Annotated in this window: 11 protein-coding genes and 1 other RNA gene; 3 read left to right on the top strand and 9 right to left on the bottom strand. The window is 52.7% G+C overall.

Going from position 1 to position 12572, the window contains the following annotated elements:
• Window positions 1-42: 42 nt before the first annotated feature.
• Window positions 43-711 carry a hypothetical protein gene (locus LRO94_RS24590; RefSeq protein WP_179179857.1) on the bottom strand — a complete coding sequence of 223 codons (669 nt, stop codon included), beginning with the start codon at window positions 709-711 and terminating at the stop codon, window positions 43-45.
• Window positions 712-860: 149 nt separating this feature from the next.
• On the opposite strand from LRO94_RS24590, the gene LRO94_RS24585 reads away from it, so the two are divergent.
• Window positions 861-1106 carry a helix-turn-helix domain-containing protein gene (locus LRO94_RS24585; protein WP_090399705.1) on the top strand — a complete coding sequence of 82 codons (246 nt, stop codon included), beginning with the start codon at window positions 861-863 and terminating at the stop codon, window positions 1104-1106.
• A gap of 63 nt (window positions 1107-1169) precedes the next feature.
• Here the strand turns inward: LRO94_RS24585 and LRO94_RS24580 are convergent, their stop codons facing one another.
• Together LRO94_RS24580 and LRO94_RS24575 are read right to left on the bottom strand one after the other, a co-directional pair.
• Window positions 1170-2138 (bottom strand): DUF932 domain-containing protein, encoded by a 969-nt coding sequence (locus LRO94_RS24580; RefSeq protein WP_179179858.1) that lies wholly within the window; start codon window positions 2136-2138, stop codon window positions 1170-1172.
• Between the two features lie 49 nt (window positions 2139-2187).
• Window positions 2188-2517: a hypothetical protein gene (locus LRO94_RS24575; RefSeq protein WP_233896900.1), complete on the bottom strand. Its 330-nt coding sequence runs from the start codon at window positions 2515-2517 to the stop codon at window positions 2188-2190.
• Window positions 2518-2882: 365 nt separating this feature from the next.
• On the opposite strand from LRO94_RS24575, the gene LRO94_RS24570 reads away from it, so the two are divergent.
• Window positions 2883-3107, top strand: a complete 225-nt coding sequence (locus LRO94_RS24570; protein ID WP_179179859.1) for a helix-turn-helix transcriptional regulator — start codon at window positions 2883-2885, stop codon at window positions 3105-3107.
• Window positions 3108-3455: 348 nt separating this feature from the next.
• Window positions 3456-4568, top strand: a complete 1113-nt coding sequence (locus LRO94_RS24565; protein ID WP_179179860.1) for a YagK/YfjJ domain-containing protein — start codon at window positions 3456-3458, stop codon at window positions 4566-4568.
• A 3-nt stretch (window positions 4569-4571) separates the two neighbouring features.
• On the opposite strand, the gene LRO94_RS24560 is transcribed toward LRO94_RS24565, so the two are convergent.
• The 6 genes from LRO94_RS24560 to LRO94_RS24535 all read right to left on the bottom strand — a co-directional run bounded on the left by LRO94_RS24560 (window position 4572) and on the right by LRO94_RS24535 (window position 12416).
• On the bottom strand, window positions 4572-5234 hold the full coding sequence (locus LRO94_RS24560) for a hypothetical protein (RefSeq protein ID WP_179179861.1): 663 nt from the start codon (window positions 5232-5234) through the stop codon (window positions 4572-4574).
• A 243-nt stretch (window positions 5235-5477) separates the two neighbouring features.
• Window positions 5478-6713 (bottom strand): integrase domain-containing protein, encoded by a 1236-nt coding sequence (locus tag LRO94_RS24555; RefSeq protein WP_179179862.1) that lies wholly within the window; start codon window positions 6711-6713, stop codon window positions 5478-5480.
• Window positions 6714-6895: 182 nt separating this feature from the next.
• Window positions 6896-7292, bottom strand: a transfer-messenger RNA (tmRNA) gene (gene ssrA, locus LRO94_RS24550).
• 94 nt (window positions 7293-7386) lie between these two features.
• The gene (locus LRO94_RS24545) at window positions 7387-7668 is read right to left on the bottom strand and encodes a hypothetical protein (RefSeq protein WP_179179863.1); all 282 of its coding nucleotides are present in this window, start codon (window positions 7666-7668) and stop codon (window positions 7387-7389) included.
• A 136-nt stretch (window positions 7669-7804) separates the two neighbouring features.
• Entirely contained in the window at window positions 7805-10615 is a 2811-nt protein-coding gene (locus LRO94_RS24540) for an FAD-binding and (Fe-S)-binding domain-containing protein (protein ID WP_179179864.1), read from the bottom strand.
• Window positions 10616-10721: 106 nt separating this feature from the next.
• Window positions 10722-12416 carry a lactate permease LctP family transporter gene (locus tag LRO94_RS24535; protein WP_032884701.1) on the bottom strand — a complete coding sequence of 565 codons (1695 nt, stop codon included), beginning with the start codon at window positions 12414-12416 and terminating at the stop codon, window positions 10722-10724.
• Window positions 12417-12572 lie beyond the last annotated feature (156 nt).

Raw genomic sequence — 12572 nt, 5'->3', positions numbered from 1 at the left:
GTCGTGCTTGACGCCTTAACGCCTTAACACCGACTCGAAGTATTAATTTTTCCACAGATGGTAGTCAGGGTTAAGGCCGATAACATTCTGCTTAGAGTCGTAACAAAACTCCATTGAGCAATTTTCTGTATTGGAAGCTATCGGTACGTAAACGGGAAGCCGAGCACGACTTACTTGGTCGCTACCTCCATCAATTGTTAGATCGCAACTATCACCTTGAGGATCACACCAAATGTCATAGGTTCCGGAAGCATTGGGTGTTGCTTTCACTGAGGTGGCGACAGGTTTTACTACGGTGTTACCTGCTGGAGCGCCTCCGAATAAAGGCCCTGTACCATTTTTATAAGCCCAGTCAGTTCCGTCGGCCCCTGGGTAGATATAAAAGTCTAAGTAAACAAAGTATTTCATATCTTTCTCAGTATTACTTTTGCCACGATAGTTTCGACTGTTATCTATGCATTTTTCTAGCTGCGGAATGCATGTGACGGCTTCGAAGGTAGACTCTTCTCTCATTGTGGATTGACCACTTTGGTCCTGGTACTGTACTACATGTTTTTCTGGTCTGGTTGAATCTGTACAGTGTTTAATGTTGTTTCTTAAAACTTCGCATTTAATGGCGTTCGGGGTTTGATATTGGCTCCAAAGATCTGCTTTAGATTGGGTCGATAAAACTACGAGTGCTGTTGCGACAAGTACTTTAGAGATTTTCATAGCTTCCGCTGCTTTCCTTAACTGGGTTTAAAGTCATGGCATTGATGCCGTGAGGGGCTCGGTTGGGGATCTCGCACGTTACGTCAACGAGCCAAAAAGGGTCGTAAATACCGTGGTCGTTTAGGCATCATAGCGTAACGATTCTCGGCATGGAAAGAATCTCCGCAAGCCTTGATAAAGACCGTGACCTTGTACGTTTGGGGGCTGCTGTGCGTGCTCGTCGACTTGAGCTAGGGCTTTCCCAGGAAGCATTAGCCGACTTCGCGCAGATTGATCGGTCCCATATGGGAAAAATCGAGCGAGGAGAACGAAATGTTACGTTCTTGAATATCTTGCGCATTGCCAAAGCGATCCAACGTAAGCCATCTGAGCTGCTGGGCGACGCTGGGCTTTGAGAGTTACTGTCTTCTCAACGACGACCTCCCAGCCTGTTTGGTACGGGCTGAGAGGCCGTTGCTTTATGCCGCAAGCTTTAGGGCAGCATTTAGTGCTCGTTGCTTGAGAGTTGCCCCTTGGCCGAACCATGCGGAATCCATGCGGTACTCACTACTTCGAGCTCGACGCTCGTGGTCCACATACTCCGTTACAGCGTTGAGTAACCCCCAGGCAGTGCCCTGAGCCGACTCCAGTGTCGATCCGCGTCCCTGTCCTTCGTATAGATTTTGCACCTTCCGCAATGCCCGCTCATTAGGCAGGACTGCCGGTAGCGGACTATCAGGGCTGGTGTCACACAGTACGTTCATGAAGAAACTCATCGCCTCGGGCCACTGAACCTTTCGCTCAGACAGATTTTTCATTCGGTACATGAACTCGTCCCATTGAGAGACGGCGATACCGAGCTGCTTTTTCACCGCTTGTGGATCGAAACGCGTGCTGTGCGGTACTTTGATAGCGTTGGCTACGCCGTCCAGGGCTATGGTCAACGTGTTGTTGCATACCACCCGCACCGTGGTCGGTGTTGCCGTCGTAGCCAGCGTACCGTCACAGGAGGTGGCTAGCAGCAGGTAACCATTCACCTGGTCATTACCACGGAGCGTCGTGCCTTGCCCGGTTCGAGCCAGTGCCCAGAACTTACGACCACCTTTCAGTATCCCAGCCGTTTCCAGTTCGTAGCCTGAAACCTCGGTGAGGTCTCTGTAGAACTCTAATACCTCACGGGGTTGCACCACCTGGTAGCGTTGAGATACGACTGAGAGAGCGACTTTCGTATCGGAGCGATACAGTACTTTCTGCTCAGGAAAGGTGTGAATGCTTCCCAAGTGGCCGATTGAGCCAGCTTTGTAGTGGACCGGACTTTCCTGTATCAGCCAGTCCATGCCCGCTTCCTCTTGCCAGACTTCAAGAGGTTGCTTTTTGGTTAGTTGGTTGCCAAGACCATGCCAAGGAGTAGCACCGACATAAGCCATTTTTTCGATGAGATGAGCCATTTTTTAACTCGCTAACAAAGTTTAATGAAGTTAACAGTATTGTGAGTTATCAGCTTCTGGACGTAAAAGAATGACGGCAACTTAAACACTGGAAGTTATTAAGTATTCTCGTGTCGACCTGCTCCCCCACAGTCGCGCCAGCAATGCCACCTGCTACTCCGCCGAATAGCCCACCTATAAGGGCGCCAGCGATTCCCCCTATCGCAATGCCTATAGGGCCACCAGTAACACCTAAAGTTGCGCCTAGCTCTGCACCTGATAACGCTCCCGTGGCACCACTCGTTGCGCCTCCTACAGATCCAATAAAACCGCCAGTCTTTCGTCCGATATTTCTAGTGGTTATGCGAGATGAATTACAGTTCGGGCATGAGTTGTTCATTTTAGTTTCCGTAGTTGAGTGCTTGGTTGTGGATGGCGTTTCGCTTTGAATAATCCATATATCCAATTAGGTAATATGTGTTTCAAATAAGTTTGATTAGTGTGTTGATAGTTAGCATGAATCTATCTATCAATAAAGAATATTAAATAGTTTTAATATTCTATTTGGTTATAAGTGTGGTGTTCCAGTTAGGTCTACAACCGCTGTGCGTGTTGGTTCTTCCGGAAAGCTTGGGTTAGTTCTTCAGGTCGTCATTCTTACGGCTTACGCGAGGTGTATTTTTTTACGTAAGCACAATTTTGCACGGGATTCGCATGAATATTTAAAGTCGATCCATAGCCAATTTGACTCATGAGAGGTTGACGATGGAAGCGCAGACGCAAAGGCAAATGAGGGTTCTCCGGATGAGGCAGGTCCAGGAACGTATCGGTTTATCGCGGTCCACAATTTATGATCGGATGAACGTCAATTCGCCTAGGTACGACAAGACCTTCCCCAAGCCGATAAAGCTTGGCTGCTCAGCTGTTGGATGGCTGGAAGCGAATATCAACGACTGGATTCAGTCTAGGGCAACCGACTCTGAGTCCTGACCAGCCATTGGTCATATCTGGCGTAGCACTAACTCGATGCTTGTGGTTCTGTAACTATGCCTTTTTGCTCCGAAGCAACGCTTTGCAAATTTCTTCCTGTGCCTAGATTCCCTTCTGAATCACCTATAGAGGAATTCTGGATTCTTTGTTATTGGTATTAATTAGTATTAGTTCTAGGTGTTTGTGAGCATATATACCTATTGATTGCTCTGACTTTTGTCAGTGAGCTATCAATTGTGAATAGGTTTGTCGAGCAATGAAAGTGAGCAATTAATAAGCACTCCGTCAGTCGAGACGTTTGTATGATGCTTATTGCTGTCTAAAACTGTGCGCGCATAGCACAGGTTTATGAAAGATGATGATGTAGAGGTTGGGATGAAAAGAGTAGATAGATACGTTGAAGAGGCGTTGCTGGAAAGTACCACATCGTATTTCGATAGTGATACATCCGCAACCATAGCAGTCAATGGAGAAAGGAGTTCGATACTAAAAATTAGCGCAATAGAGAAGCTTGTTCAAAACGTGGTCGAGACTGATGATGCTGTGGCATATCTCCAGGAGGGTTATGGTGGGCAAAAAATAAAGTTAACCAGCATGGGAGAGCGACTGCTGGTTTACATCTGGGCTAAGCAGGAAATTCAGCGGTATTATCCAATTCATGATTTCAGTCCATTGGTTAAGGTTTTCTTTCAAGCGACTCAAGAGCATGCTCTTCAGTATTATAGTCATCGTAATCCGAAGACTTTTCATGGTGATCTGCTTGCGCTGGTCCATTCGATTAATGTTGCTGTTGAGCGGATTAGACTCTTGGTGCGTGGTGCGGCTTTCAGAAAGCAGCTAAATGCACACCGTAGACTTTCTAATAAAAATTACAAAAGCCTCATTGCGTATATCGATGCTATTTTTAAAGAAACATCACGAGTATTAGTTCTGCGAGTAGATTTAGGATATTCAAAGCTAGTCGGTGGTGGAGGAGTGCGAGAGCAATTAAGTTTCGAAGACGTAAAATTGCATAGAGAAAAGTTAATGGGTGTGTTGAGGCGTAAGCTTCCTACAAACACGTTGCTAGGGCATTCTTGGAAGTTGGAATACGGACTCTCCAAAGGATATCATTATCACTGCATGTTTTTTCTAGATGGTTCTCGGGTCAGGGAGGATATAGGCTGGGCCAGAATGATCGGTGAGACATGGGCCGACAAAGCGACCCACGGAAGAGGGGTGTATTACAATTGCAATCGTAGGAAGGATGCGTATCGTGCTTGCGGCATTGGTATGATTGAGCACTCTGACAAGGATAAGCGAAAGAATTTGCAGAAAGCAGCGATTTACTTAACTAAGATTGAATATTACGTTCGAATTGTTATAGATGGAAGAGCTAGAACTTTCGGTCGTGGAGAGATGCCGAAGCGGGCAGTTAAGAAAAGAGGGCGTCCTCGTAGGTCATCCTCTCTTGGAGTATGAAAACTACCCGGCGGAAGGTGTAAGTATACGGTTTAATGAGTCTCGAAAGCTTGCGTCTTCTTTAGACCATTGTCTCAGATTGCTCACGATCCGATTTTTCGTTAAACTGATTTTGTTACTTTTTATAAAGGCGCTTAGCTCCTCTTCTATTGACTCTGCTGCATGTGTCAGATCATCCCAGCCGTCGCTTGGACGTCTTTGGCTGATTAGCAGCAGTGCCTGATCCTTCGCTAATTGGAATGTTTCACTTCGGGCTGCCGCTGCTGCTTGCGTGGTTCGTCGACGTAGTGCAGCGGGGATATCCAGTAGTGAATTGAATTGCGCATGCACAGCAGCGCCTTCAACGTAGGCGCTGGCCTGCAAAGCCAACGCTATAAAGGCTTCATAATCCTTGCGAGCTATAGCTTGTAGGGTTAAGTCGGTTAGAACGGCAGCACGTAAAAAAGGGTAATGGGGACTGAGAGGAGTTGAAGCAAGATAGTTAATTAGCTCATCATTCAGGCGCTCCTGATCGAGATCGCCGCTCTCTATGTTGGCTCGAATGCTCTGCATGTATTCGTCAAATTCAGTATCTTCGAATATGAGCTCATACGACGTTCGAAGTGATTGTCTTAAACCGTGAATGAATTCATCTATGTTAATTTTAGACAGCTTTTCAAACGACATTCGTATCGTTCCTGGAGTTTGTGGTGTTTTGTCTAATCGTTATTAGGTTGTTCATTTACTAACAATTCACTTGGGGCGCGTAAGTCGTTGCAAGAACCACTGCCATCATGGCGTGCCACTTTATCAGACAGGAAGGCAGCGAAAAACGCTGCCTTTACTTAGCTCTGTAGATCGCAAACTAATGCCTGCTCACGGGCCACCCGAAGATGAGACGTTGGTCTTCCAACTCATTGAAGTGTGGCTTCAGTCCTGGCAGTCAATGATTGCGGCTATTGAAAGGTTTCCGGTAGCCGCTTCCTTGATATGCTCGCTCCACCACTTCATCATTGGGCGTCGACGCTCAATGTAATCGGCCCGATTATACGCGCTACGTACTTCATCCTTGTCGACGTGAGCAAGCGCAACCTCGATCAGCTCAGGATCCCAGCCGTGCTCGTTGAGGATGGTGCTGGCCATTGAGCGCATTCCATGGCTCACAAGGCGGCCTTCAAATCCCATACGCTTCAGCGCCATATTGGCCGTTTGGCTGTTGCAATGGGTTCGGGGATTACGGTCTGCTGGGAAAACATGCTCGCGGTGGCCGCTCAGCGGCTTTATAGCCTCTAGAAGCCCTAAAGCCTGTTCCGTGAGTGGGATGATGTGAGTCCGACGCTTTTTCATCCGCTCCGCTGGTATTGTCCAGATCTTCTTGCCGATATCGATGTCTGCCCACCGTGCGGTAGCTGCTTCTGCGGGGCGAGTCATGGTGTGAAGCTGCCACTCAATCAAGCAACGTGTAGTCCTTTTTATGCTGGCATTGGCCACAGTCATCATTAGTTCTTTCAGTTCGTCTGGCGCGAGCGCTGCCATGTTTTTCTTCTTCGGTTTCTTGAAGACCGAGCGAATCCCGCTGAGTGGATTTGAGTGAATCAGGCCGGAGTTCACGCCGTAAGTCATGATTTCGTTAAGACGCTGGCTCAGTCGCTTCACGGTCTCAAGGCTGCCTTTGGTCTCAAGCGGTCTAAGCAATTTTATGACCTCCGGCGCAGTGATCGCTGAGATCGGGGTCGTACCCAAGTCGGGGAAAACATGCAGCGTCAGCGAACGCCAGATGTCCTCAGCATAGGCAGTCGTGACGGAGTCTTTTTTGAGCTCGAACCACGCGGTGGCTACGTTTCTAAATGTGTGTTCCGTAGTCGCTCTTAAGGTTTTTCGATCCGCGTCGCGCTTCTCCTTCGGATCTATCCCTTGCGCTACCAACTCCCTGGCTTCTACGGTCCGTTTCCGGGCTTGAGCCAAGCTCACCTCCGGAAAGGTGCCAAGGCCCATGTTGATTCGTTTTTTGCTTGCTGGGTGAATGTAGTTAAAATTCCACAGCTTTGAGCCGTTGGCTCTCACCCTCATTTGAAGGCCGTCGCCATCAGTGAGGATGTAGTCTTTTTCTTTTGGTTTCGCTGCTTTGACTTTGACGTCTGAAAGCCGCGTGGCTTGAGCACCCATGGTGATCTCCGATACTGCGTGTATTCCAAAAAATACCAGTCGTGGGTTTGGAATACCACGTGGAATACACGAATTGTAGGATGAACTCAGATACCATCGGACACCATTGGACCTGAAAGCCCCGTATTTGCTGGATTTCAGGCACAAAAAAAGACGCCCTTGGACGTCTTTAGATGTAAAAGTGGTGGAGCCGGGGGGATTTGAACCCCCGTCCGCCAGTACTCCGCTGTCGGTACTACATGCTTAGCCGTGTCTATTAAGTTAACCCTCAGCGACCCGACTGGCAGGGTGCTTTGGGCGAGTTGTGTAAGTTTTAGCCGCTTCGTCCACAACGTACTGCACGGCGATTCTGTTCTATATGACAATCACTTTGGGTTTACAGACATCCCCTGGTGATTGCTGGACCCGAAGGTACCAGAAGCTCAGGTCTAAGGCTGCTTACGCAGCGATAGCGAATTCCTGGCCGTAGTTTTCGTCATTGGCAACTATAAGTAGTTGCAACAGTGGATTTACGAGTTCTGTTACCAACTCGGCATGCACCTAAAGTTTCGCGACCGGCGTCGAATCCTAAACGGCCCCGTGCTTGTAACTCGTTGTTTCATAGTGAGTGACAAGCCTGTGCAGTGTACGCCATACGGTCACCGAAGGCCAACCCGAAGGTTGGCCTTACTGCTTACTTGCCGCCTTTGTTGCTGTTTTGCAGGTCTTGCAGGGTTTTGCTGGTGACTTCGATGCACTGCTTATCATCGCCAGATGCGTGAAATGCCTTGGCTTGGGAGACAATCGTGTCTATTTCCCCACTCTTGCCGGTGGTGTCGGTGGCGAGTGTCGCTTTGGCGTTGTTAATTTTGTCTATATTGATCTGGCACAGGTCTTTTTCACTGTCGGCCGCGAAGACCGGGGACGCCAGCATCGCAGCGGTAACGAACAAGCCAGCAAGAGCGGAACGCTTCATAGGGTATCTCCTTGCGCAAAGGGCTCGACGCTGCTGGCCTTCAAGCGCTGCCAGCGACATCACTGATTGGCCTCGTTCGTCGAGGCCTATTCAAGTGACTACGCTGGCGTGCAGGGGTTCTGTTTTTTTTGCAGGATTATTGGGCGCGGGCCTGGGTGACGCGGTCCACGAGGTACACCAGCCCGTGATAATCAATGCCGCCATGCTGGCTCAAGCCGATTTCGCAGGTGCGGCTGGTGGAGATGCCTTCGCTGCAATATTGCACGGCATCCTTGAGGGTGCGCAGTGAGTGGGCATTGAGTTCTGGCGTGGTAAAGCCTTTGTCGCCGGCAAACCCGCAGCAGTGGATGCCTTCTGGAATCACGACGGTTTTGGCGCAGCGACGGGCTAGGTCGATCAGCGCCTGGCTTTCTCCCAGGTGTTGGGTACTGCAGGTGACGTGTACGGCGATCGGTGCTTCCTGCGGCATGAAATCAAGGCGGTCCATCAGGTGTGTGCGGATAAAGCGTACTGGGTCGTAGAGGTCCAGGCGGGTTTCGCCCAGGTCTTGCACCAGACGTAGGGTGCACGGGCTGGTGTCGCAATAGATCGGATCGAGGCCGCCGCGGCTGGCATGGAGCAGGGCGCCGATCAACTCCTGGCGCTTGTGCTCTGCCTGTTCGGCATAGCCTTTGGAAGCGAACGGCTGGCCGCAGCACAGGCTGTCTTGGTTGTCGGGAAAGACGACCTGGTAGCCAGCCTTTTCCAGCAGGCCCCGGGTTTTGTCGTACAGCGACATCTGCTCTTTATCGCCGAACGCCGGGCCCATGGCGCGTGAGACGCACGCCGCCAGGTAGACCACTCGAGGCCGCTCATCCGTCATAGCCGGGCTGAAATGAATCGCCTTTTCCGGCTGTGGCATAGCGCTGCTCCACTGCGGAATTTGTCCCTTGGACAGCTTGGTCACGGTGGCAGACAGCTTCGTCAGGCGAGGAGCGCCGAGCAGCATGCGAGCACCATTGGCGACATGCAGGGTAAAGCGCGCACCTTGCAGTGCGGTGGCGAAATGGGTGGCGAGCCATTCGGCTGTTTTCGTACGGTCGGCGTCACGACTGCGCAGCTTTTTCACCAAGTCGCCGGTATTGATTCCCACAGGGCAGCGCTGGGCGCATAGCCCGGTGGCTGCGCAGGTGTCGATGCCTTGGTAGTGGTAGGCGGCTTCCAGTTCGGTGGTGTCGACGCCGGCGCGTTTCTTCGCCTGAATGTCGCGCCAGATCACGATGCGCTGGCGTGGGCTCAACGTCAGGCCTTTTGAGGGGCACACAGGCTCGCAGAAGCCGCACTCGATGCACTTATCCACAAGCTCGTCGGCTGCAGGCAGTGGTTTGAGGTGCTTGAGGTGAATCTGCGGGTCGTTGCTGAGCACTACGTCGGGGTTGAGAATGCCGTTGGGGTCGAGCAGGCGCTTGAGCTGCCACATCAGTTGGTAAGCATCGCTGCCCCATTCCAACTCGACGAATGGCGCCATATTGCGTCCGGTACCATGCTCGGCTTTCAGTGAGCCGCCGAACTCGACGGCCACCAGTTGCGCCACGTCATCCATGAACGCTTGGTAGCGTGTGACTTCTTCGGCGCTGTTGAAGCCTTGGGTGAACACAAAGTGCAGATTGCCTTCCAGGGCGTGTCCGAAAAGGATGGCTTCGTCGTAGTGATGTTTGTCGAACAGTTCGATCAGACGGTTTACGCCGATGGCGAGTTGCTCGACGGGAAAGGTTACGTCTTCGATGATCACCGTGGTGCCGGTTTTGCGCACAGCGCCGACGGCAGGAAAGGTGTCCTTGCGAATCGCCCAGAGTCGGGCGTTTTCTACAGGGTCTTCGGTGAAATCGACCTGTTTCTCGACGGGGAAAACGGCCAGGGACGCCATGATCAGCGCCATTTGCTCATGCAGCAAAGAAGGTGATGCCGCGCGGGATTCGATGAGCAGCGCGCAGGCATTTTCCGACAGGTGTTGTACGAAGGCGGGCATGCCGGGTTTGTTCTGGACCGAACGCATGCTACGTCGATCCAGCAGCTCTACGGCTGAGACCGGCTGGGTTTTCAACACGGTTACTGCGTTGCAGCACGTCTCCACATTGGGGAACACAATCAATGCCGAGGCTTTGTTGGGATGATCGATCACGGTGTCGTAGGTCACTGCGCTGATAAAGCCCAGCGTACCCTCGGAGCCGACCAGCAGATGGCTAAGAATATCCAGTGGTTCATCGAAATCCACCAGGGCATTGAGTGACAGTCCTGTGGTGTTTTTCAGACGATATTTGTGGCGGATTTTCGCGGCGAGTTCGGCGTTTGCCCGCGTCTCGCGACCCAGTGTCGCCAGGCGTTCAAGCAGCGCGCCGTGCCGCTCACGAAAGGCGCTGACGCTGGCCGCATCTTCGGTGTCCAGGCAACTGCCGTCGGCCAGCACCAGACGAATGCCAGCCAAGGTGTGATAGGTATTTTGCGCGGTGCCGCAGCACATGCCGCTGGCATTGTTGGCGACGATTCCGCCGATCTTGCAGGCATTGATCGATGCGGGATCCGGGCCGATCTTGCGCCCGAACGGCGCCAGCCAGGCGTTGGCCTGGGCACCGATTACGCCGGGTTGCAGGCGGATCTGAGTCCCGTGCCCGCGAATCTCGCGGCCGTTCCAATTGTCTCCCAGCACGATCAGTACGGAGTCGCTGATCGCTTGACCGGACAAACTGGTGCCGGCCGCGCGGAAGGTCACTGGCACGCGCTCACGCTGGGCCAGTTGCAGCAGAGCTACCACTTCACCTTCCGACTCCACGCGGATCACTAGTTGTGGGACCAATCTGTAAAAACTGGCGTCGGTGCCGAATGCGAGGGTGGAAAGTGGATCGTCGAAACGCCGATCTTTTGGGATCAGCTGTGCGACGTCAGCTAAGAAAGCGGCAGGCAGACTCATGGGGCCTCCAGGATCAGCACCCCCAGGGCGCCGTATTGACACGAATGCGCAATGCCGACGCCGAGGTTACCGCCCGGCGTCGGCTATTACCCTATTGCTTGTGGCTTTAGTGCACCAGCATGCCGGTAAACCAGTAGGCCTGAGCCAGCGTGATCAGCCCGACGATTGTGGCGAAGAACAGGCTGTGCTTGAGGGTGAAGCGGAACAGATCGGATTCTTTGCCCACCAGGCCGGTTGCGGCGCAGGCCACTGCAATCGATTGCGGCGAGATCATTTTGCCGGTAACGCCGCCGCTGGTGTTCGCGGCTACCAAGAGGGTGTCGTTGACGCCGATCTGGTGCGCTGTAGTGGCTTGCAGCGAGCTGAACAGGGCGTTGGACGAAGTGTCGGAGCCCGTCAGGAAAACGCCCAGCCAGCCAAGGAACGGCGAGAAGAACGGGAAGGCTGCGCCGGTACCAGCCAATACCAGCGCCATGGTCGACGACATGCCGGAGTAGTTGGTGACGAAGGCAAAGGCCAACACCATGCCGATCGACAAGATTGGCCAGCGCAGTTCGTAGAACGTCTCTTTTAAAGTGGTAAGACCAATCTTGATGTTGATCTTCAGTACTAGCATCGAAATCAGTGCGGAGAAGAAAATCGCGGTACCAGTGGCTGAAATTGGGTCCAGCTTGAATACCGCTGGAATGGCAGTCGGGTTGGTCACGATGGGTGCGACCTTGACCACCAGTTGGTCCAGGTGCGGGATCGCGAAGTTGAACACCCAGCTGTACATAGAGCCGCCGGCGGCGAACATCGCCTTGAACGGTTTGAGCGTCCAGATAGTCACCAGCACGGTGAGGATCAGGAATGGCGACCAAGCCTTGAAGATCTGCCCCAGGCTATAAGGCGAGGCGACGGTGCTGCGTGGCAAGCCGAAGCCGCCAACACTGGCGGTAATGGCTACGCCGGAGGTTGCGCCCGCAATCTGCGCGCCTGCGGTGCGCTTGGGTTGCCAGACTTTCAGGAACAGGGTCAGGGAAATCAGGCTGGCCAAAGCCGAGGTGATGTCCGGCAGTTCCGGGCCGATGAAGTTGGACGTGAAGTATTGAGTGATGGCAAAGCTCAAGCCAGCGACCAGCGCAGCCGGCCAGGTTTCGCGCACACCGCGCAGGCCATCCATCATAAATACCAGCCAGAACGGCACGAACAGCGACAAGAGGGGCAACTGGCGTCCGGTCATGGCGCCGATCTTGAAGGCATCGATACCGGTCACTTGCCCGGCAACGATGATCGGAATCCCCAGGGCGCCAAAGGCAACGGGCGCGGTGTTGGCAATCAGGCACAAGCCGGCTGCGTACAGCGGGTTGAACCCCAGGCCTACCAGCAATGCGGCGGTAATTGCCACGGGGGCACCGAAACCGGCAGCGCCCTCCAGGAAGGCGCCAAAGCAGAAACCGATCAGCAGCACCTGTAAGCGTTGGTCATCGGTGATCGACAGCACCGAGCTGCGGATGATCTCGAACTGGCCACTCTTGACCGTTAGTTTGTAGAGAAACACCGCCGCGACAATGATCCAGGCAATAGGCCAAAGACCGTAGGCGAAGCCGTAGCCAGCAGCGGCCAGCGCCATATCTACTGGCATCTGGAAGGCAAAGATTGCCACCAGTATCGACAGCGCCAACGTGATGCTGCCGGCCACGTGGCCTTTGAGGCGAAACACGGCCAGGGCCAGGAAGAAAAATACGATCGGAATAACGGCGGCCAATGCGGACAGGCCGAGGCTGCCGAGCGGGCTGTAAAGCTGTTGCCAGGTTTGCATATGGGGTGGCCCCTAATTGTTGTTGGTCAGGCACTTTTTAGTCGATCTGGATAATTGGTATTACCAATTTACAATCGCTGGAGGGTAGGTTAAAAGCCTTCAGGGGATGTGTCAATTTGCCGCTCGCGAAACTTTGGTCGTAGGTCATTGGGTAAG

This window comes from Pseudomonas sivasensis, assembly GCF_021391435.1.
Taxonomy (GTDB): Bacteria; Pseudomonadota; Gammaproteobacteria; order Pseudomonadales; family Pseudomonadaceae; genus Aquipseudomonas; species Aquipseudomonas sivasensis.
The sequence above is the reverse complement of the archived record's forward strand: the minus strand, read 5'-3'. Positions and strand labels throughout refer to the sequence as shown.

Bases quoted from the DNA above. Each gene is read 5' to 3' on its own strand.
- LRO94_RS24590 (WP_179179857.1), bottom strand. From the start codon at position 711: ATGAAAATCTCTAAAGTACTTGTCGCAACAGCACTCGTAGTTTTATCG.
- LRO94_RS24585 (WP_090399705.1), top strand. From the start codon at position 861: ATGGAAAGAATCTCCGCAAGCCTTGATAAAGACCGTGACCTTGTACGT.
- LRO94_RS24580 (WP_179179858.1), bottom strand. From the start codon at position 2,138: ATGGCTCATCTCATCGAAAAAATGGCTTATGTCGGTGCTACTCCTTGG.
- LRO94_RS24575 (WP_233896900.1), bottom strand. From the start codon at position 2,517: ATGAACAACTCATGCCCGAACTGTAATTCATCTCGCATAACCACTAGA.
- LRO94_RS24570 (WP_179179859.1), top strand. From the start codon at position 2,883: ATGGAAGCGCAGACGCAAAGGCAAATGAGGGTTCTCCGGATGAGGCAG.
- LRO94_RS24565 (WP_179179860.1), top strand. From the start codon at position 3,456: ATGAAAGATGATGATGTAGAGGTTGGGATGAAAAGAGTAGATAGATAC.
- LRO94_RS24560 (WP_179179861.1), bottom strand. From the start codon at position 5,234: ATGTCGTTTGAAAAGCTGTCTAAAATTAACATAGATGAATTCATTCAC.
- LRO94_RS24555 (WP_179179862.1), bottom strand. From the start codon at position 6,713: ATGGGTGCTCAAGCCACGCGGCTTTCAGACGTCAAAGTCAAAGCAGCG.
- LRO94_RS24545 (WP_179179863.1), bottom strand. From the start codon at position 7,668: ATGAAGCGTTCCGCTCTTGCTGGCTTGTTCGTTACCGCTGCGATGCTG.
- LRO94_RS24540 (WP_179179864.1), bottom strand. From the start codon at position 10,615: ATGAGTCTGCCTGCCGCTTTCTTAGCTGACGTCGCACAGCTGATCCCA.
- LRO94_RS24535 (WP_032884701.1), bottom strand. From the start codon at position 12,416: ATGCAAACCTGGCAACAGCTTTACAGCCCGCTCGGCAGCCTCGGCCTG.